22 protein-coding genes and 1 pseudogene are annotated in these 19,523 nt (G+C 34.7%); 17 read left to right on the top strand and 6 right to left on the bottom strand.

Annotated features, from left to right (window positions below; all coding sequences use genetic code 11):
• Positions 1–124 precede the first annotated feature (124 nt).
• From acoA to lpdA, 4 genes are read left to right on the top strand one after another with little or no spacing between them, the layout of a single operon-like run.
• Positions 125–1,123, top strand: a complete 999-nt coding sequence (acoA, locus tag BWGOE10_RS13355) for an acetoin:2,6-dichlorophenolindophenol oxidoreductase subunit alpha (RefSeq protein WP_070143304.1) — start codon at positions 125–127, stop codon at positions 1,121–1,123.
• A 17-nt stretch (positions 1,124–1,140) separates the two neighbouring features.
• The gene (gene acoB, locus BWGOE10_RS13350; protein WP_070143302.1) at positions 1,141–2,175 is read left to right on the top strand and encodes an acetoin:2,6-dichlorophenolindophenol oxidoreductase subunit beta; all 1,035 of its coding nucleotides are present in this window, start codon (positions 1,141–1,143) and stop codon (positions 2,173–2,175) included.
• A 27-nt stretch (positions 2,176–2,202) separates the two neighbouring features.
• The gene (locus BWGOE10_RS13345; RefSeq protein ID WP_070143301.1) at positions 2,203–3,402 is read left to right on the top strand and encodes a dihydrolipoamide acetyltransferase family protein; all 1,200 of its coding nucleotides are present in this window, start codon (positions 2,203–2,205) and stop codon (positions 3,400–3,402) included.
• 15 nt (positions 3,403–3,417) lie between these two features.
• Positions 3,418–4,797, top strand: coding sequence for a dihydrolipoyl dehydrogenase (gene lpdA / locus BWGOE10_RS13340; protein WP_070143299.1), 1,380 nt, complete (start codon positions 3,418–3,420; stop codon positions 4,795–4,797).
• A gap of 79 nt (positions 4,798–4,876) precedes the next feature.
• Here lpdA and BWGOE10_RS13335 read toward each other — a convergent pair whose 3' ends face one another.
• Positions 4,877–5,473 (bottom strand): hypothetical protein, encoded by a 597-nt coding sequence (locus BWGOE10_RS13335; RefSeq protein WP_070143297.1) that lies wholly within the window; start codon positions 5,471–5,473, stop codon positions 4,877–4,879.
• A 220-nt stretch (positions 5,474–5,693) separates the two neighbouring features.
• On the opposite strand from BWGOE10_RS13335, the gene BWGOE10_RS13330 reads away from it, so the two are divergent.
• Complete coding sequence (locus tag BWGOE10_RS13330) at positions 5,694–6,320, top strand: DUF4085 family protein (protein WP_070143295.1); 627 nt, start codon at positions 5,694–5,696, stop codon at positions 6,318–6,320.
• Positions 6,321–6,369: 49 nt separating this feature from the next.
• Here the strand turns inward: BWGOE10_RS13330 and BWGOE10_RS13325 are convergent, their stop codons facing one another.
• Positions 6,370–6,861, bottom strand: a complete 492-nt coding sequence (locus BWGOE10_RS13325; RefSeq protein ID WP_070143293.1) for a hypothetical protein — start codon at positions 6,859–6,861, stop codon at positions 6,370–6,372.
• A gap of 250 nt (positions 6,862–7,111) precedes the next feature.
• Here BWGOE10_RS13325 and BWGOE10_RS13320 point away from each other — a divergent pair, with 250 nt between their 5' ends.
• The 5 genes from BWGOE10_RS13320 to BWGOE10_RS13300 all read left to right on the top strand — a co-directional run bounded on the left by BWGOE10_RS13320 (position 7,112) and on the right by BWGOE10_RS13300 (position 11,327).
• Entirely contained in the window at positions 7,112–7,882 is a 771-nt protein-coding gene (locus tag BWGOE10_RS13320; protein WP_070143292.1) for a DeoR/GlpR family DNA-binding transcription regulator, read from the top strand.
• A 12-nt stretch (positions 7,883–7,894) separates the two neighbouring features.
• On the top strand, positions 7,895–8,437 hold the full coding sequence (locus BWGOE10_RS13315) for a GNAT family N-acetyltransferase (RefSeq protein WP_070143289.1): 543 nt from the start codon (positions 7,895–7,897) through the stop codon (positions 8,435–8,437).
• Between the two features lie 27 nt (positions 8,438–8,464).
• Positions 8,465–8,803, top strand: a complete 339-nt coding sequence (locus tag BWGOE10_RS13310; RefSeq protein ID WP_070143287.1) for an NIPSNAP family protein — start codon at positions 8,465–8,467, stop codon at positions 8,801–8,803.
• 314 nt (positions 8,804–9,117) lie between these two features.
• A complete protein-coding gene (locus BWGOE10_RS13305) occupies positions 9,118–10,968 on the top strand; it encodes a sigma-54-dependent Fis family transcriptional regulator (RefSeq protein WP_070143286.1) in 1,851 nt (616 codons plus the stop codon).
• A gap of 113 nt (positions 10,969–11,081) precedes the next feature.
• Positions 11,082–11,327, top strand: a complete 246-nt coding sequence (locus BWGOE10_RS13300; protein WP_002119911.1) for a DUF3977 family protein — start codon at positions 11,082–11,084, stop codon at positions 11,325–11,327.
• Positions 11,328–11,333: 6 nt separating this feature from the next.
• On the opposite strand, the pseudogene BWGOE10_RS13295 reads toward BWGOE10_RS13300, so the two are convergent.
• Positions 11,334–11,675 (bottom strand): annotated as a pseudogene (locus BWGOE10_RS13295) (hypothetical protein); the annotation flags it as partial.
• Positions 11,676–11,768: 93 nt separating this feature from the next.
• Here BWGOE10_RS13295 and BWGOE10_RS13290 point away from each other — a divergent pair.
• Positions 11,769–12,206, top strand: coding sequence for an NUDIX hydrolase (locus tag BWGOE10_RS13290; RefSeq protein ID WP_070143717.1), 438 nt, complete (start codon positions 11,769–11,771; stop codon positions 12,204–12,206).
• A 35-nt stretch (positions 12,207–12,241) separates the two neighbouring features.
• On the opposite strand, the gene BWGOE10_RS13285 is transcribed toward BWGOE10_RS13290, so the two are convergent.
• The gene (locus BWGOE10_RS13285) at positions 12,242–12,853 is read right to left on the bottom strand and encodes a TetR/AcrR family transcriptional regulator (RefSeq protein ID WP_070143284.1); all 612 of its coding nucleotides are present in this window, start codon (positions 12,851–12,853) and stop codon (positions 12,242–12,244) included.
• 159 nt (positions 12,854–13,012) lie between these two features.
• Here BWGOE10_RS13285 and kynU point away from each other — a divergent pair, with 159 nt between their 5' ends.
• From kynU to kynA, 3 genes are read left to right on the top strand one after another with little or no spacing between them, the layout of a single operon-like run.
• Positions 13,013–14,299, top strand: coding sequence for a kynureninase (kynU, locus tag BWGOE10_RS13280; protein ID WP_070143282.1), 1,287 nt, complete (start codon positions 13,013–13,015; stop codon positions 14,297–14,299).
• A 2-nt stretch (positions 14,300–14,301) separates the two neighbouring features.
• The gene (gene kynB, locus BWGOE10_RS13275) at positions 14,302–14,931 is read left to right on the top strand and encodes an arylformamidase (RefSeq protein ID WP_070143280.1); all 630 of its coding nucleotides are present in this window, start codon (positions 14,302–14,304) and stop codon (positions 14,929–14,931) included.
• Between the two features lie 31 nt (positions 14,932–14,962).
• Complete coding sequence (gene kynA / locus BWGOE10_RS13270; protein ID WP_002147441.1) at positions 14,963–15,802, top strand: tryptophan 2,3-dioxygenase; 840 nt, start codon at positions 14,963–14,965, stop codon at positions 15,800–15,802.
• A gap of 32 nt (positions 15,803–15,834) precedes the next feature.
• Here the strand turns inward: kynA and BWGOE10_RS13265 are convergent, their stop codons facing one another.
• Positions 15,835–16,506, bottom strand: coding sequence for a hypothetical protein (locus tag BWGOE10_RS13265; RefSeq protein ID WP_070143277.1), 672 nt, complete (start codon positions 16,504–16,506; stop codon positions 15,835–15,837).
• Positions 16,507–16,635: 129 nt separating this feature from the next.
• Here BWGOE10_RS13265 and BWGOE10_RS13260 point away from each other — a divergent pair, with 129 nt between their 5' ends.
• A complete protein-coding gene (locus tag BWGOE10_RS13260; protein ID WP_070143275.1) occupies positions 16,636–17,553 on the top strand; it encodes a serine hydrolase domain-containing protein in 918 nt (305 codons plus the stop codon).
• A gap of 20 nt (positions 17,554–17,573) precedes the next feature.
• Complete coding sequence (locus tag BWGOE10_RS13255; RefSeq protein ID WP_070143274.1) at positions 17,574–18,197, top strand: Pr6Pr family membrane protein; 624 nt, start codon at positions 17,574–17,576, stop codon at positions 18,195–18,197.
• 66 nt (positions 18,198–18,263) lie between these two features.
• On the opposite strand, the gene BWGOE10_RS13250 is transcribed toward BWGOE10_RS13255, so the two are convergent.
• Positions 18,264–18,596 carry a DUF3889 domain-containing protein gene (locus tag BWGOE10_RS13250; RefSeq protein ID WP_070143272.1) on the bottom strand — a complete coding sequence of 111 codons (333 nt, stop codon included), beginning with the start codon at positions 18,594–18,596 and terminating at the stop codon, positions 18,264–18,266.
• Positions 18,597–18,740: 144 nt separating this feature from the next.
• Here BWGOE10_RS13250 and sleB point away from each other — a divergent pair, with 144 nt between their 5' ends.
• Positions 18,741–19,520 carry a spore cortex-lytic enzyme gene (gene sleB, locus BWGOE10_RS13245; RefSeq protein ID WP_070143269.1) on the top strand — a complete coding sequence of 260 codons (780 nt, stop codon included), beginning with the start codon at positions 18,741–18,743 and terminating at the stop codon, positions 19,518–19,520.
• Positions 19,521–19,523 lie beyond the last annotated feature (3 nt).

Genomic DNA, 19,523 nt, shown 5'->3' with positions numbered 1-19,523 from the left:
CATATGTCTCGTTTTGTCCACTTTTTTATTATGAAAGAAAAGAGAAAACCTATTAAATCAGGGATTAGAATTTGGCACAGTACTTGCAATATAAAAGATGAACAAGAAAATAGGAGGGCTGGACATGTTAAAAACAACTGAAAGTAAAGGGAATGAAATTACGAAAGAACAAACTCGTTGGATGTACGAAAAAATGTTAGAGATTCGTAAGTTTGAAGATAAGGTGCATGAATTGTTCGCGCAAGGCGTTCTGCCAGGTTTTGTTCATTTATATGCAGGTGAAGAAGCGGTAGCAGTTGGTGTATGTGCCCACTTAACAGATAGTGACAGTATTACAAGTACGCACAGAGGTCACGGCCATTGTATCGCAAAAGGTTGTGATTTAAATGGCATGATGGCCGAACTTTTTGGGAAAGCGACAGGGTTATGTAAAGGTAAAGGTGGTTCAATGCATATTGCCGATTTAGATAAAGGAATGCTTGGTGCAAATGGAATTGTAGGCGGAGGTTTTCCACTTGCTTGCGGTTCAGCATTAACAGCTAAATATAAAGGAACAAAAGATGTAAGTGTTTGCTTCTTCGGGGATGGAGCCAATAATGAAGGAACATTCCATGAAGGGGTTAATTTAGCGGCAATTTGGAAGTTGCCAGTTATTTTTATCGCAGAAAATAACGGTTACGGTGAAGCAACGACATTTGAATATGCTTCAAGCTGTGATTCTATTGCAGATCGAGCGAAAGCTTATAACATTCCGGGTGTTCAAGTAGATGGGAAAGATCTACTAGCTGTGTATAAAGCTGCTGAAGAAGCGGTGGAACGCGCACGTAATGGCGGTGGCCCAACAATTATTGAATGTATGACGTATCGTAACTACGGTCATTTTGAGGGAGAGGCACAAGCGTATAAAACTGCGGAGGAAAAAGAAGAACATTTAAATGAAAAAGATGCAATAGTGAATTTCCGTAAACATTTAATTCATGAAGGTATATTAACTGAATCGGAACTTGTTGATATGGAAAAAGCAGTAGATGAAGCAGTGCAAAAATCAATTGAATTTAGTGAAAATAGTCCATATCCAGATGATGAAGAATTATTAAAAGATGTGTACGTTTCTTACAAATAAGAGGAGGGTGAAAAATAATGACTAGAACAGTAAGTATGTCAACTGCAATCAATGAAGCGATGAAAATATCAATGCGTCGTGATGAAAATGTAATTTTAATAGGCGAAGACGTTGCGGGTGGTGCACAAGTAGATCATTTACAAGATGATGAAGCATGGGGCGGCGTTCTTGGTGTTACGAAAGGGCTTGTACAAGAGTTTGGCCGAAATCGGATTTTAGATACACCAATTTCTGAGGCTGGTTATATGGGTGCGGCGATGGCAGCGGCAGCAACTGGATTACGTCCAATTGCTGAATTAATGTTTAATGACTTTATCGGCAGTTGTCTTGATCAAGTTTTAAATCAAGGCGCGAAATTTCGTTATATGTTTGGCGGAAAAGCGAAAGTACCAGTTACAATTCGTACGATGCACGGTGCTGGGTTTAGTGCAGCGGCACAGCACTCTCAAAGTTTATATGCTTTATTTACAAGTATTCCAGGTATTAAAGTCGTTGTTCCTTCCACTCCTTATGATGCGAAAGGTTTATTATTAGCGGCAATTGAAGATGATGACCCAGTAATCTTCTTTGAAGATAAAACTCTATACAATATGAAAGGCGAAGTTCCTGAAGAATATTACACAATTCCATTAGGAAAAGCGGATATAAAACGAGAAGGATCTGATGTAACGATTGTCGCAATTGGAAAGCAAGTTCACACTGCACTCGCAGCTGCTGAGCAATTAACGAAAAAGGGACTAGAAGTAGAAATAATTGATCCGCGTTCTTTATCACCACTTGATGAAGATACGATTTTAGCATCAGTCGAAAAAACAAATCGCCTTATCATAATTGACGAAGCAAATCCAAGATGTAGTATTGCAACTGATATTGCTGCGATTGTAGCGGATAAAGGTTTTGATCTATTAGATGCACCTATTAAACGAATTACAGCGCCACATACACCAGTTCCGTTCTCACCACCACTTGAAAAGTTATATTTACCAACGCCGGAGAAAGTAATTGAAACTGTATCAGAAATGATCGGAGACCAATCTTTATTGCATGTGTAATGAAACGATGAGAAGGGAGAGAGAAACATGGCTGTAGAAGTTGTAATGCCGAAGTTAGGTATGGCGATGAAAGAAGGAATTATTACGAGCTGGAATATTAAAGCAGGCGATCATGTAGCAAAAGGTGAACTAATTGCTAGTATTAACTCGGAAAAAATCGAAACGGAAATAGAAGCACCAGCTGATGGAACTGTTCTTGATATAGCTGTAAGTGAAGATGAGGGAGTTCCACCTGGTACTATAATTTGCTACATCGGTAAACCGAACGAAAAAGTAGAGGTTCATGAAAATATACATGTTGTAGAAGAAAAAACACCTAATCCAGAACCTAAAAATGTACAACATGCAGAAACATATGCGATAGATGTGACGAAGCAAAGAGTCAAAATATCTCCGGTTGCGAAAAAGATTGCAAAAACTGAAAATCTTGATATTAGATCATTAATTGGTACAGGACCTGGCGGAAGAATTACAAAGGTAGATGTATTAAAGGCGCTTGAAGAAAGAGTAGCAATTCCAGTAGTACTTGAACAAGAAGAAAGTAAAGTCATTCCTGTTACTGGTATGCGAAAAGCAATTGCGAACCGTATGCATGCAAGCTTACAAAATAGTGCGCAATTAACATTAACGATGAAAGTAGATGTTACAGATTTAGTTGCTTTACATAAAGAAATAGCGGAAGTTGTACAAAAACGATACGATAACAAACTAACTATTACTGATTTCGTTTCTCGTGCTGTTGTATTAGCGCTTAGAGAGCATAAAGAAATGAACAGCGCCTATATAGATGATGAAATTCATCAATTTGAACATGTTCATTTAGGTATGGCAGTCGCTCTAGAAAATGGATTAGTCGTTCCAGCTATTCGCTTTGCTAATAATCTATCTATAGTAGAGTTATCTAAAGAGATTAAGAATGTGGCACAAAAGGCACGAGCAGGCAGTTTAAGTAGTGATGATATGCAAGGAACAACATTTACAATTAGTAATTTAGGTAGTTTCGGTATTGAATATTTTACGCCAGTATTAAATACACCTGAAACTGGTATTTTAGGTGTTGGGGCAATTGAACATGTTCCTGTATATAAAGGGAAAAAAATAAGAAAAGGAAGTATGTTACCTTTAAGTTTAACATTCGATCATCGTGTATTAGATGGTGCACCAGCAGCTGCATTTTTACGTACAATTAAACGTTATTTAGAAGAACCTGTAACAATTCTTTTATAAAGAGAAGGTGAGAGAATGAGTAAATTAGTTGTTATTGGAGGCGGTCCTGCTGGCTATGTAGCGGCAATTACCGCGGCTCAAAATGGAAAAGATGTCACTCTTATTGATGAAGCTGATCTTGGCGGGACTTGTTTAAATGTCGGTTGTATGCCTACGAAATCATTGTTAGAAAGTGCAGAAGTGCATGACATTGTGAGAAAAGCGAATAATTATGGAATTACACTTAACAATGGAAGTATATCAATTGATTGGAAGCAAATACAAGCGAGGAAATCACAAATCGTATCGCAGCTCGTCCAAGGAATTCAATATTTAATGAAGAAAAATAAAATAAAAGTTATACAAGGTAAAGCGAAATTTGAAACGGATCACCGTGTGCGAGTTACACACGGTGATAAGGAAGATGTAGTAGATGGAGAACAGTTCATTATAGCGGCAGGTTCAGAACCAACTGAATTACCTTTTGCTCCATTTGATGGGAAGTGGATTTTAAATAGTAGCCATGCGATGTCCCTAGAAAATATACCGAAATCATTATTAATCGTTGGCGGTGGTGTAATAGGTTGCGAGTTTGCAAGCATTTATAGTCGTCTTGGAACAAAAGTTACGATTGTTGAAATGGCACCGCAATTATTACCTGGTGAAGATGAAGATATTGCAAATATATTAAGAGAGAAACTAGAAAATGATGGAGTAGAAATATTTACAGGAGCAGCTTTAAAAGGATTAAATAATTATAAGAAGCAGGCTTCATTTGAATATGAAGGAAGTATCCAAGAAGCCAATCCGGAATTTGTTCTCGTTTCTGTAGGCCGAAAACCACGTGTACAAGAATTAGATTTAGAAAAAGCAGGCATTCAATTTTCAAATAAAGGAATTTCTGTGAATGAACATATGCAAACAAATGTATCTCATATTTACGCAGCGGGTGATGTGATTGGTGGAATCCAGCTTGCTCACGTTGCCTTTCATGAAGGAACGACAGCAGCATTACACGCGAGCGGAGAAGATGTGAAAGTAAACTATCATGCTGTACCTCGCTGTATTTATACAGCACCAGAAATTGCTAGTGTCGGTTTAACAGAAAAATTAGCAAGAGAGCAATATGGTGATATTCTAATCGGAGAATTTCCTTTTACAGCAAACGGAAAAGCGCTTATTATTGGAGAACAAACGGGGAAAGTAAAAGTTATTGTGGAACCTAAATATCAAGAAATTGTAGGGATTTCTATTATCGGTCCTCGTGCAACCGAACTAATCGGACAAGGAACTGTAATGATTCATACGGAAGTTACCGCTGATATTATGAGAGATTATATTGCAGCGCATCCAACTTTATCTGAAGCGATTCACGAAGCGTTATTGCAAGCCGTAGGACATGCTGTACATGCTTAAATAGAAATATAATAACCCACTATTCTCTACATTAATAAGAGAATAGTGGGTTGGATTTTTTCAATTAGTAAATATACAATTATTTTTTAATTTCAATAGCTGAAGTAATATCGTTCCAATCGGCAGCTAAATTAGCAGTTTTACCGTACCAATCAGCGTGTTTAAATACAACACCTTTTCCATAACCTTGTGTTGAAGTGTGCTCCCAAAGTGTTGTTGAATAACTTGCAGAAGGTGATGCTGTACTTACAGAAGAAATTCTGTCGTTCCAGCTAGATGGTAAGTTTTTAAAGCCGCTGCTCCAGTAAATATATTGGCCACCTTTATCTTTATGTTCATAAAAATCAGTACTACCAGCACCACTACCTAAAGGGTTAATTTGATTTTTAAGTGCCTTTTTATCTTTTTCAATAAAAGCATTCAATGCTTCTCTATTAGTAAATCCATAAGCTAACCAATCTCCATTTTCATTTTGCTTAGGTAGTACCATAGTAATTTGGATGTCTTTTTTTGATTGATCGCTTAATTTTGCAAATGAACTAACATTTTTTTCATCAACTTTTAAATAATCAAATGTTTTAATTGTATAATCTTTTTCTGCAGCACTTACTACTCCTAATCCTCCAGTTAATGCCAAACCTGCTACTAATGTCCCTGCTACTAATTTCTTCAACATATAACCATCCCTTTTTGTTTAGATTTTTGTACAGGTAAAACTTGTACATGTAAAATGTATTCCAATTCCGTATTTTTGTAAATATTCTGAAGTTTTAGAAATAATAGGCGGAATATTTACATTTTTACATTTATTCTTTAGAAAAAACGGTTATTGGAATGATATAATAAGTGGATATATTGCTTTTCTTGGATGTTAAAATGTTTTAGGAGAGGTGCGATTGAAGTATTTCACTGGAGATTGGTATAAAGAAATGCAAATTATAGAATTTGTAAGTTTTATAGAGTCTATAAAAGAATGGTCAGAAATGGATATACAAAGTTTAATTGAGGAAATAAAGGAAAGGAAAACAGATTTATTAAAATTCCTTCCTGAATCCATACACCCATTTATTCATAGCACCACAATTAATTCAGAATATCCTTCTAGTGAATTGAAAAAACTTATGAAAGAATGGATAGAGGATTGTGAGAAAAGAAGGGCTCATTTAGATCGATTCTACTTAGAGCACTTCCATTCGATTAAGAAAAAACTCCCAACAAATGTTATGCAGTTACATGATTGCTCACTACATGACAGTGTAGTTAAATCAGTTGAGAGAAGATCAAAAGATACGTTAATTATAACTTTAGATTGCAGTGGTACTTTTAGTGAATTTGATAAACTACAAGTAACTTTTACAGGAGTTTCGAAATGCTCTATTCCGGAAAATTTTGAAGGTGCTTGGTGGTTATGTCATGAAATAGATCTTGCTGAAGATGGTTTTGGACTGGGGATTTTATTTGATTGCCCATTTGAAGAAGTGTCTATTTGTGCAAAAGATGTATTGCTTGAGAAAGGGAACTAGTAAACTTTATAACTTTACAAACAAAAAAACAGTCTTACATGACTGTTTTTTATTTAGATACTAAATTATCAAGCTTCCAATATGTATCTGTTAACGGCGCAGCTTTGCTATCTATGTATAAATACATATTATTTAAATCTTTTGGAGAAGTTTTCATATTAAATACAATGTCGGTAGTTAAAGAAAACTCAGATGGAACCTTTTTAGCATTTTCATTTTGTATAAATTCACCTTCGTATTTTTCACCCGTTTTTTCATCTTTTATGAAATATTTTATTTCTGAAAGATCTATCGTTTGTCCGTCAGCACGAGCATTATTTATAGTAACACGAGCTGTGAGACGCCACTCTTTGTCTATTTTATCGAATTTTGCATTTTCAACAGTTGCTCTATAGTATTCGTTTTTAAATATTTCCCCATAATGCATTGCATTCTTTTCGAGGGCGCTTTTTTCTTGTTTTGGTGTAGTATTCCCACTACATCCTGCCATTATTCCTGTAAATAATAATGCTGTACAAGTTACCTTCATTAAAGATTTCATAGTAATTCCTTTCTGTATTAAAAAATAAAACATAGGAATAATTTTACAACAATGAAGTGGAAAATAGAAGTATTTTAATAGAATATGCAAATATACATTTATTCGGTGTTGAATTTTAGGGGGTAGAAAGAGGGGGGAAACTGTATAAAACGGAATAAATAAGAATTGAAAATATTGTAAAACGGAAGAGGCATGCATATAATTAAAATAAAGATTAAATTTCTGAATCTTCAATAATGGTGGTGAGAACATGTTTACTGAAGAGCGTAGAGAGAAAATTTCAGAGTTACTTAATAAAGCTGGAAGAGTAATCGCAAAGGATCTTGCGGAAAGTTTTGATATGTCTATCGATTCTATAAGAAGAGATTTGTCTATTATGGAGAAGGATGGCTTATTAAAAAGAACGCACGGAGGTGCAGTTGAACTTACGCGAGTGAGAAACTTAGCTGCCGAACCATCGAAACGTTATCGTGATAGTTCAATAGATGAAGATGCGATTGCGAAAGTTGCTGTATCCTATATACAAGAAGGAGATTCCGTTTTTATTGGCGGGACTTCCATTCATTATGCCATGTTAAAATATTTACCTGAAACATCATTTACAGTGATTACGAATTCTATAGAAATTGCTAGTACGTTACGGGGATATAAGAACATTGATACGTACTTAATTGGTGGAAAGGTGAAACCATCAGGAAATATGACAGATACACTTGCCTCTGAAATGATGAGTAGATTATCTATTGATCTTTATTTCTCTACAGGTGGTGGCATTTCATTGAATGGTATAAGTACTGCAACACCAGAAGTTGCTTATTTTGGAAAAACAGTAAGTAAAATTGCTAGAAGAAATATTTGTTTAGCTCCTCATAATAAACTTGGAATAGACTGCTTTATAAAAGGAGAGTCACTGATAGAAATTGACCTTATAATAACAGATGAAGAGACTAGTAAAGAAACGATTCAAGAATTTGAGAAGCAAGGTAAAGAAATTGTAATAGCATCAATAGACTGCATTTAAAAGGAGTTTAAAATGATTATAAAAGAGCAAGAGTTTCATATAAATGGATTAGTTTATACAATTCGTTCTGCAGCTGAAACGGATGCTGAGCAGTTATCGGAAATTAGAGTTCAGATCGATGGAGAAACTGAAAATATGGATAGAGAAGCTGGAGAGGGATTTATAGATAAGATAGGTTTCCAAAAATTAATAAAAACAGATAGTGAAGAGACGAAAAATCTCTTTTTAGTTGCAGAAGTGAACAATCGAATCGTTGGATTTTCAAGATGCGAAGGGTCAAATTTGAAGAGATTATCTCATAAAGTAGAATTTGGCGTTTGTATTTTAAAAGAGTTTTGGGGATATGGAATGGGTAAGAGTCTATTGCAACAATCTATTCATTGGGCTGATGAAAATGAAGTGAAAAAGATATCATTACAAGTGTTAGAGTCAAACGAAAAAGCCATTCAGCTTTATAAAAAAATAGGTTTTGAAGTAGAAGGTATTTTGAAAAATGATAAAAGGATGTCAGATGGGAAGTATTATAATACGGTAGTAATGGGATGCTTTATTTGAGTCTGTACATAAAAGAGGTGAAAATGTATGTTTTATAGAAGGAAGTACTATATAGTAAAGAATGAATTTATAGAAATATTTAATGAGCATTTTAATAATACTAATTTACCTAACCAATTAAAGCATGGTTCTAGGCTAATAGGACGCTGGATGAAAGATAATAATGATGGTACAACTGAAATATTCGCCATATGGGAATATGATAGTTATGAACAGTATAAAGAAATTGAATCGAAAATTAGAAGTGACGAGATGCATGTTAAAAGAATACATGATTGGTATGAAAAACATGGCGGGAAAGAATATGTTTTACAGGAGTACATATTAGAGTTAAAAAATGCAGAGTTAGTATGTACTGTAAAGTGATAGAGGAGTGAGGGATAATGAGAGTTAAAACAAAATTATATTTTAGTTTAGCATCCACTATTTTATTTGCAATAGCGATGATAGTTTTCTTTATAAATGACAATCCGCAAAAGTGGTTTTGGTTATGTATTTTCTTTGCGTCCATTATACAAAATATAGTTCTGCTAAAAAAGAATAAAGAAGCGCATTAAGATATTCAGATTATTAACATATTTGTGTCGTCTTTCTACTTTTATTGAAAACGCTTTTATTCAGTTCTATAATAAAAGTATGTTTTTACAGATCTCCAAAACAATTAATAGGGAGATGATACAATGTTAGCTTCACCGTTTTACTTACATACATGGAAAAAGTTTGTTGATGAAGGAGTCCTTGATTCGAACCGCATAAATGAAAGAATTTCAGAGTCATGGCATCGATGTAAACAAGCAAGTGTGAATCCTCATATGAATAAAGGTCAGAAAATTTTGTCTTCTAATATTTTTCAGGATCAAAAGAAAAAGAGTGAAATCTTCCTTGATATAGCAATACCTCAATTACAAAATATGAGGAAAACCATTGATGAACTGCAAATGATGGCATTATTAATTGATCCAGACGGTTACGTTCTATCGTTAAGTGGAAATCAGCAAACGTTGAAAAGAGCGAAACATATTAACTTCATTGAAGGTGTGAAATGGACGGAAGCAGCTGTTGGTACAAATGCGATAGGAACAGCGTTAGAGATTGAAGAAGCTATTATGATAAGTGGTACAGAGCATTATTCTGTCGCATCTCATAGCTGGAGCTGTGCGGCCGCTCCCATTCATAATGATGATGGGAAATTAATTGGTGTTCTAGATTTCTCCTGTCCAATTGAATTTTCACATCCATATATGCTCGGGGTGGTAACTTCGCTTGCACATGCGATTGAACGTGAATGTAGTATTCGAGTGCATCAAAATGAACTACACTTAATCCATCGTTTTTTAGATGTAATTGACAGTGATGAACAAGTTGTTATTTGTAATCATCGAGATGTTATCGTTTCTGCGAGCAAGAGGGTTCGGGAACGAGTATCTAATTGGTCACGAATGAAACTTGAAGATTTAATGCACAATGGATTGAAACCTAAATTAGAAGTACCAGTATACAGTAATAACAGAATGATTGGGAAATGTATTTATATAAAGGAAAATAAACAAGAGGATTTATTTTCTATTTCCCCATTTATAAACGGGATTACTTTCCCTGGAGTTATTGGGACAAGCAATGCATTTCAACATACTTTAGAAGAAATTAAGCTTGTATCACCAACTGACGCTAGTGTATATGTTTGTGGTGAAACAGGTGTAGGGAAAGAATATGTAGCGAGAGCGATTCATGAAAATAGTCCAAGAAAAAATGGTCCTTTTATAGCTGTTAACTGCGGTTCATTACCGAAAGAATTAATGGAAAGTGAATTATTCGGTTATGCTGAAGGAGCGTTTACAGGTGCGCGGCGCCAAGGATATAAAGGGAAATTCGAACAAGCAGACGGAGGCACAATATTTTTAGATGAAATTGGTGAAGTACCACCAGAGATGCAAGTAGCGCTATTGCGCGTTTTACAAGAGCGAACAGTAACCCCAATTGGCAGTTCAAAAGAGGTACCAGTAAATATTCGTATTATTACTGCGACACATAAAGATTTACTGCGATTAGTAGAAGAAGGGAAATTCCGTCAAGATTTATATTATCGTTTACACGTTTATCCGCTATATGTTCCGTCATTAATAGAAAGAAAAGAGGATATTCCGTACTTCATACAACATTTTTGTGAACGAAAGAATTGGAATATCGTATTTCCAAAGAGTATTTGTAAGCAATTTTTACAGCATACATGGCCCGGAAATATTCGGGAATTATTAAATGTATTAGAACGTATTTACATTTTGTCGCAAGGACGGGAAATATGCGAAAAACAAATCTCTTTTTTATTACAAACAATGATGGGAAATCAACATCAACTTGAATTGCAAGCAGAAAATAAAACAGAGCATACATTCAATTTCCGTGAAAAAATACAGCGTGATAGTATGATTGAAGCGCTAGAAAAGACGAATGGAAATGTTTCTTTAGCTGCAAAACTATTAGATGTGCCTCGTAGTACATTTTATAAGCGAATGCAAAAATTTAGGCTATAAAAGTAGATTTTTGTAATCTACTTTTTCTTTGTGGGCTCACGTTCTGTCGGAATGTGCGCTTACCGGGGAAATAATAGAATAGTTAGAAATTAATTTCCGAAAGGGGGACTTATGTGAAGTATATTGAAATTGGCATCGGAAATAGGTGGTTCGTTCGAACAGAAACTGAAAATAAAGATGGAACTGAATTTGAGGAACGAGGAATTATAAAACCTATTTATTTTGAGTCTTTATATGTACGAATTTGGTTTCGGAAAACATGTTTTATTTTTGATACGAAAGAAGGTTTTAAGAAAGTAAGAAAAAGTAGAGCTGAGTATAAGTTTATTGTTGGAATGGTGAGTAGGTTAAAACAATAGAATCTAAGGTTGCTCTAAGTTAATACGTAAGCATAAATGCCCAGGATCCATATACATATACTGCACAGAAAAACCTAGATTTGATAATAGCCAATGAAATCCAATAGAATGAGTCCAACAAGTACCGCCCATACCTTTAGTTGTAATTCGATTTATGTATGTCTTGATGGTAGGAAAGTAATTACCGGTTTTATTACCTTTTTCCCAGTCAATTATTTTAGTAAGAGTTTCCCACTTTACTTTCTCTTGATGAGCTTTAACAAGTTCATTTAAAAAATTTAAACTTACAGGCTTTTTTGTAACGGATAAAAACGATAGAAACTGATTTGTTAGTTTTTCTTGTGACATTTGATCTTCCTTTCTTTATAGAAGTTGATATTAATAATATTATATAATGATTATTAGAAAATACAGTTATTTATTATGAAGGGAGAAAGTCCAATACCGATGTCATTATATTATAAAAGACTTCGTGAAAAATTAGGATCTGAACTTATTTTTATGCCGAGTATAGCTGCTGTTATTAAAAACGAGCAAGGGGAAATCTTATTTCAATATCCTGGAGGAGAATACTGGAGTTTGCCAGCAGGGGCAATCGAACCAGGAGAAACACCAGAAGAAGCGGTTGTTAGAGAAGTGTGGGAAGAAACAGGATTAAAAATAAAAGTGAAAAAAGAAAAAGGGGTATTTGGAGGGAAAGAGTTTCGTCATACATATTCGAATGGAGATCAAGTAGAGTATATTGTTGTTGTATTTGAGTGCAAAATTATCGGAGGTGGGTTAAAATCAGTTGATGGAGAATCTGTAAAACTAAAATATTTCCCTTTATCTGAAAAGCCACCTTTAGCATTACCGTATCCTGATAAAATATTTTTATAGATGAAAAATAGCACACCTTATGAATAAAGGGTGTGCTATTTATATAGACCTGTCGTATACATCACTGTCAATGTATGCACAACCTCTTCTAAGTCGATCTTTTTATCATTTTGCACAATCGTCCAAAGAAACATCTCATTCATCGCGAACCAACCACGTGCAACAATCTCTCTATTTAATTCAGGCTGCGCCAATCCACTTTCTTGAGAGTAAGTAATATCCTGTGTAATACTTTTTATAAAGCGTTCACGAATCTCATCCCATTTTTGACATATTTCTTTTGAGGTTCTTATTGCTTCTTCCACAACTTGTAATATAGCTCTTTCTTCTTGTGCTAACTGTAAAAAAGCGCGCACTTGATTTTGAATCATATCGCGTGCTTCGGCCTTTGTTTGAGGGGAAAAATAGCGATCTGCAATATCATAAAACCGATTCATCACATCTTCCATCAAAACGACGAGGAGAGCATCTTTGTTTTTAAAATATACATATGCTGTTCCATAACCAGTTTCTGCATGTTTAATAATTTGCGTGATTGTAGTTTTCTGAAATCCGTTTTTTATAAAAATAGTATAACCGGAATGTAATAGTTTCTTTTTTGTTTCTAAGGAGCGGTGTTTTCTTGTTGAAAGAGTAGAATTTTTCAAGGAATCACCTCTTTATACTGAAATATCTGAAAATATAACTGTATTGTAAAAGAAGTTAGTATATAAAGTCAACTGACATAATATCATTGACGTTATATCAATTTAAGTGATATATTTCAATTAGTTAGAATAAAAAGAAAATTAAAAGAAGGTGACACCATGTATAAAGAACCATTTCAACCAACTTATGAGTATGCGCTTGAATGTGATAAACATGATGAACTGAAAGATTTTCAAACCGAATTTTATAAAAAAGAAGGAACAATATATTTAGATGGTAACTCTTTAGGGTTGCTTTCAAAAAGAGCAGAGAAATCGTTACTTACTTTGCTAGATTCATGGAAAGAGTTTGGAATTGATGGATGGACTGAAGGTGAGCATCCGTGGTTTTTCCTTTCGGAGAAATTGGGTGAATTGACAGCACCTCTTATTGGGGCTTTACCGGAAGAAACAATTGTAACCGGTTCCACAACTACGAATATACATCAGGTTATTGCGACGTTTTATGAGCCGAAAGGAATACGAACAAAAATTCTTGCGGATGAATTAACGTTCCCGTCAGATATATATGCGCTTCAAAGTCAAATTCGTTTAAAAGGATTAGATCCAGAGGAACATCTAGTTCAAGTGAAAAGTAGAGATGGTAGAAGACTTTCAGAAGAAGATATTATTTATGCGATGACCGATGATATCGCTTTAATTTTATTGCCTTCTGTACTATATAGAAGTGGACAAATTCTTGATATGAAGCGATTAACAGCTGAAGCTCATAAACGTGGTATTCATATCGGTTTTGACTTATGTCATTCAATCGGTTCTATTCCGCATCATTTTAACGAATGGGATGTAGATTTCGCTGTATGGTGTAATTATAAATATTTAAATGCAGGTCCTGGTGGTGTTGCAGGTTTATATGTGAATAAAAAACATTTCGATAGACTTCCAGGATTATCTGGTTGGTTTAGCTCTAGAAAGGATAAGCAGTTTGATATGGAACATTCATTAACTGCGGCTGATCATGCTGGGGCCTATCAAATAGGGACACCTCACGTATTAAGTATTGCACCATTAATCGGTTCTCTTGAAATTTTTAAAGATGCCCGTATTGAGAAATTACGTGAAAAGTCATTACATATAACAAGATATATGCTCGATTTAATTCAATTAGAGTTAAATGATATGGGATTTACAATCGGAAATCCGCTAGAGGATGAAAAACGAGGCGGGCATATTTATTTAGAACATGCTGAGGCGGCGCGTATATGTAAGGCGTTAAAAGCAAATGGAGTGATTCCAGACTTTAGAGCTCCAAATGGAGTTAGACTTGCGCCTGTTGCTTTATACAATACGTATGAGGAAGTATGGAACTCTGTACAAATCTTAAAGAAAATTATGAAAAATGAAGAATATAAAAACTTTGAAAATAAGCGAGAGGTTGTGGCATAAGCATGAAAACATCGCAGTGGATTGATATTTCACAACCGCTAAATAATGATATCGCGACGTGGCCAGGGGATACACCGTTCTCATATGAAGTTTCATGGTCAAAAGAAGACAGTGGTTCAGTAAATGTCGGAAAGTTAACGATGAGTATCCATACAGGTACTCATATTGATGCGCCATTTCATTTCGATAATGACGGTAAGAAGGTGTTGGATTTAGATATACACGTATATGTAGGCGCAGCACGAGTTATCGATGTTTCAGGGCTGGAGAGTGTCGGTAAAAAGGAATTAGAAAGTTTTAACTTAGAAGGTGTAGAGCGATTATTATTACGTACATCTTCACATGGTAAAGCGCAAGAATTCCCAGAAGAAATCCCGTATTTACGTGCTGATATTGCACATTTCCTATCAAGTAAGGGCATTCGTTTAATTGGGGTAGATGTACCTTCTGTTGATCCTTTAGATGATAAAGAACTAGCAGCACATCATCAATTATTTAAACACGGAATTCACATTTTAGAAAATGTCGTACTCGATCACGTAGCAGACGGCGATTACGAACTTATTGCCTTACCACTTGCATTAACAGATGCAGATGGAAGTCCAGTTCGCGCTGTTATTAGATCAATATAAGTAGAATAGTAAAAAGGGGTGTTTGGCTAACATGAAAGAAAACGAAAAGGTAATTATGGAAAAAGGGATTCACACTGATTTTAAGGAGAATATGACGTACGGAGAGTATTTACAGCTAGATAGTTTATTATCTAGTCAACAAAGATTATCGGATCACCATGATGAAATGTTATTTATCGTTATTCACCAAGCGAGTGAACTTTGGATGAAACTAATTTTACATGAACTGAATGCAGCAATTGAATCTATTAAACAAGATAAATTAGCACCTGCATTTAAAATGTTAGCACGTGTATCAAAAATTCAGTCGCAAATTATTCAATCTTGGGATATTCTTGCGACATTAACGCCATCAGAATATATTGAGTTCCGTGATTCACTTGGTCAGGCTTCAGGTTTTCAATCGTATCAATATCGAATGATTGAGTATGCACTTGGTTATAAAACACCACATGCATTAAAGATTTATGAAAAAGACCCAGAATTACATGCTCGTCTTCATAAAGCACTTCATGCACCAAGTTTGTATGATGTGGCGATACAAGCGCTTGTTAAAGAAGGATTCCAAATTCATAAAGATGTGTTAAATCGTGATATTACGCAGCCTTACGAAGAGGATGCAACAGTAGAAGCAGCTTGGTTAGAAGTATATGCGGACGTGAAAAAATATTGGGATTTATATCAACTTGCAGAAAAGTTAATTGATATTGAAGATTGGTTACAACAATGGCGCTTCCGTCATATGAAAACGGTAGAGAGAATTATTGGTTTTAAGATGGGAACTGGTGGTTCTTCTGGTGTATCCTATTTAAAACGTGTGCTTGATCAGCGTTTCTTCCCTGAACTTTGGAATGTGCGAACTAAGTTATAAAAATAAAACCTGACTGCTATAGCAGTCAGGTTTTATTTTTTAGAGTTAATTTCGTTTATTAGACGTTTTTGAAATTGTTGATAAGATTGGTTTTCAATTCGGCTTAAATGGCGGTAAGGTATGATTGTACAGCATTTATTTGAGTTTGGATAAAGGAATTTAAATGTATATTGCTTATGAAAAATGAAATCTTTTGAAAGGAAATTTAAGTTTTGTAAGATTGAAATCAGGTTTAAAAGTGCTCTTTTTCCGTGTACAACGATTATAGAAGGTTGTATTGTATGTAACATCTCAATAAATGGTTGCTTTACTTCTTCTAAGATATCTTTAGGTAATGCTCGTAATTCTTTTTCTTTTGATGTTGGATAAGAGAAAATATTAGTTTCGAACATTACTTCATTTGTATCTGTAAAAACTTTTGTAACCAAATCATTAATTCTTTTTCGAGTTGGAGATAGTTTTCTTTTACCTTTCTTTATTCGTAGCGCTTCATAATAAGAAATGAATTTTTTATGGGATAAAATTAAGTTTCGATATTCGCTTTGCTTCAAATCGTTTTTATGAATTGGAGTTGCTGGATTATATCCGACCAGAAATATGTTTGGGTTTGTGTCAGGGTTTAAATATAGTCCAGGGCGTAAATACACTCCATTTAAACTAGGATAACTATAATTTACAATAATCCCCTTTAAATTATTTGTCATCGTATAAAAACTCCTTTCTAAATTCAAACATACAATAAAAGGATGTGTTTTAATAGAGAAAGAGAGATAAAATCACATAAACAACAAATACTATATAGTCAAATAACGATTAAAACGGAGGAAGATTTCTTGAATTTTGAGCAACTAGAAAATAAATTTAAAAAGAAAAAAGTTAATACATTTCTTGTTTATCAAAAGGGGGAATTAACGACTGAGTACTATAAAACGATAGACTGTGCAAATGACTTATTTAAAATAAATTCGATTACAAAAAGTATCGTATCTATATTAATTGGTATCGCAATTGATAAAGGATTTATAAATAATATACATACACCAATCACAACATGGATTCCCAATGTACCGGAGGAAAAGAGGGAACTAACGCTGTATCATTTATTAACGATGACAACAGGAGAAGATTGGCAAGAGTTCGGAAATGGGGTTGTTTTCCCAAATGATTTTGTGGAATCAGACAATTGGGTGCAATACATTTTAGAAAAGCCGCTCATTGAAGAAATGGGTACGAAAATGAATTATAATTCAGGTTCTTCTCATTTACTTAGTTCCATCATTCAAGAAGCAACTGGAATGTCGACGGAGCAGTTCGCGAAAAATTATTTATTTGAGCCATTAAACATTACGGAATATGAATGGCAACAAGACCCGCAATGTATATATGTCGGCGGATTCGGTATGAAAATGAAATCTATAGATTTATTAAAATTAGGAAAATTATGTTTGCAGAATGGATATTGGAAGGGGAATGAAATTGTATCATCGAAATGGTTAGAAGAATCAAGTGAGGCTCTATTTGAAACGTATGAACATGTCGGTGCATATGGATATCACTGGTGGGTATTAAATAACGAAAGATTTCACATACCGTATTGTATGTATTTTGCTATGGGATACGGAGGGCAATACATTATTATCATTCCGCAGTTAGAGCTCGTAGCTGTTATTAGTAGTCACATGCCCAAACGTGGCCTCGTACCATTAAAGTTATTTATAGAGCATGTACAAGAGAATTCTAATTCTATATAAGGACAGGAGAAAGATGTGTTATGAGAAGTGCTAAAACGATAGCGATATTAAGATTATTTTTAAGTCTTTTAGCGTTTAGCGCACTTATTACACAATTTGTTACAAGGGCACAAGTGAAACCGTTCAATCCAGTTAACTTTTTTAGTTTCTTCACAATTGAAAGTAATATTTTAGTGGCGGTAATTCTACTATTTAGTAGCTTGGGGACAGCCACATTCGGACGTTCCGAGCAGTTTGGAGTTCTTCGCGGTGCATCTACAGTATACATACTGACAACAGGACTTATTTATTTTTTGTTATTAAGAGGATTAGAAGAGTCACTTCAAACACCGATACCGTGGGTAAATACCGTGCTTCACTACATCATGCCGATAGCAATGATATTAGATTGGGTTATGAATCCGCCTACGAAGAAAATCACATGGAAACAAGCTTCAACTTGGCTTATTTTCCCGCTTCTATATGTTGTATATAGTTTAATACGTGGCCCATTCGTTGATTGGTACCCATATCCGTTTCTAGATCCGAGAATAGGTGGATATAGTAGAGTATTTATATATAGTATCTGGATAGCAGTTGTAATTGGAGGTATTTGTGGATTAGTGAAAATGTTAGGGAATCGATTTTTAAGTTTAAAACAATAACTTTCATTATTAAATGTGTATAAATAAACCCCTCTGTTTTAAGTAAAACAGAGGGGTTTATTTGTTCTATCGATTTGTTTTCTGAAATGACATCTTTAAAAACTTCTCTGTTTTCGTATCGAATTCCACATCAACAAAAACACCATATTCTTTTCCATCCTCACGCAGCCACAATTTAAATTTTTCAACTGTTATTTGAACCGTCTTTGGCTTTCTACCAATATGAAGGTAATCAATAATCTCTGCTTTCGGATATTGTTCTTTCGTTTTTTCAACGGCCAGTTTGCCCCATTTTGCATAGGGCGGCTGCGCGTGAACAATAGATGGACCAGTATATATATTTAAACATGCTGTTAGTAAAAAACTTGCGAATGCTATACGTGTGAAGAAATACTTCATAATAAGCTCCTTTTACTCTTTTTAATATTGTGTGCATATATCTTCAAGCATATAAGCTTGGCTTTTTTTGTCTTCTTTACATAAAAGCTTCACATTTACAAAACATAACCATGAATTCATTACTGTAATTAAGGAGGGAAATATATGCTTCAAAAAGGTTTTTTGAAGATAGCGGTTTTACTTACCTTTATTGGCTTATCTTTAATGGTAAGTAGTATACAAACCAAAAATGTAGAAGCCTTTTCTAATCAGGTAATCCAAAGAGGAGCATCTGGAGAAGATGTCATTGAATTACAATCTCGTTTAAAATATAACGGATTTTATACGGGAAAAGTTGATGGTGTTTTCGGATGGGGTACATATTGGGCGCTTCGAAACTTTCAGCAAAAATTCGGATTGCCAGTTGATGGTTTAGCGGGTGCTAAAACGAAGCAAATGCTTGTAAAGGCAACAAAGTATGATAAGTCGACCGCTAATAAAGGTACAACAACTAATAAAGGGAACAGTGGTGGAGGTACACAAGAAAATAAACCACCGCAAAGTAAAGGGACAAATGTTCCAAATGGTTATTCTCAAAATGACATTCAGCTGATGGCAAATGCGGTATATGGAGAATCACGTGGTGAACCATATTTAGGACAAGTTGCAGTAGCGGCGGTTATTTTAAATCGTGTTACAAGTGCATCCTTCCCAAATACCGTTTCAGGTGTCATCTTTGAACCGAGAGCTTTTACAGCAGTAGCAGACGGACAAATCTATTTAACGCCAAATGAAAATGCGAAAAAAGCCGTATTAGATGCAATCAATGGATGGGATCCAACAGGGAATGCACTATATTATTTCAATCCAGATACTGCGACAAGCAAATGGATTTGGACTCGTCCACAAATTAAAAAAATTGGTAAACATATTTTCTGTAAATAGAGC

This window comes from Bacillus mycoides (assembly GCF_001757995.1).
GTDB lineage: Bacteria > Bacillota > Bacilli > Bacillales > Bacillaceae_G > Bacillus_A > Bacillus_A mycoides_B.
This window is presented reverse-complemented; position numbering and strand designations above follow the sequence as displayed.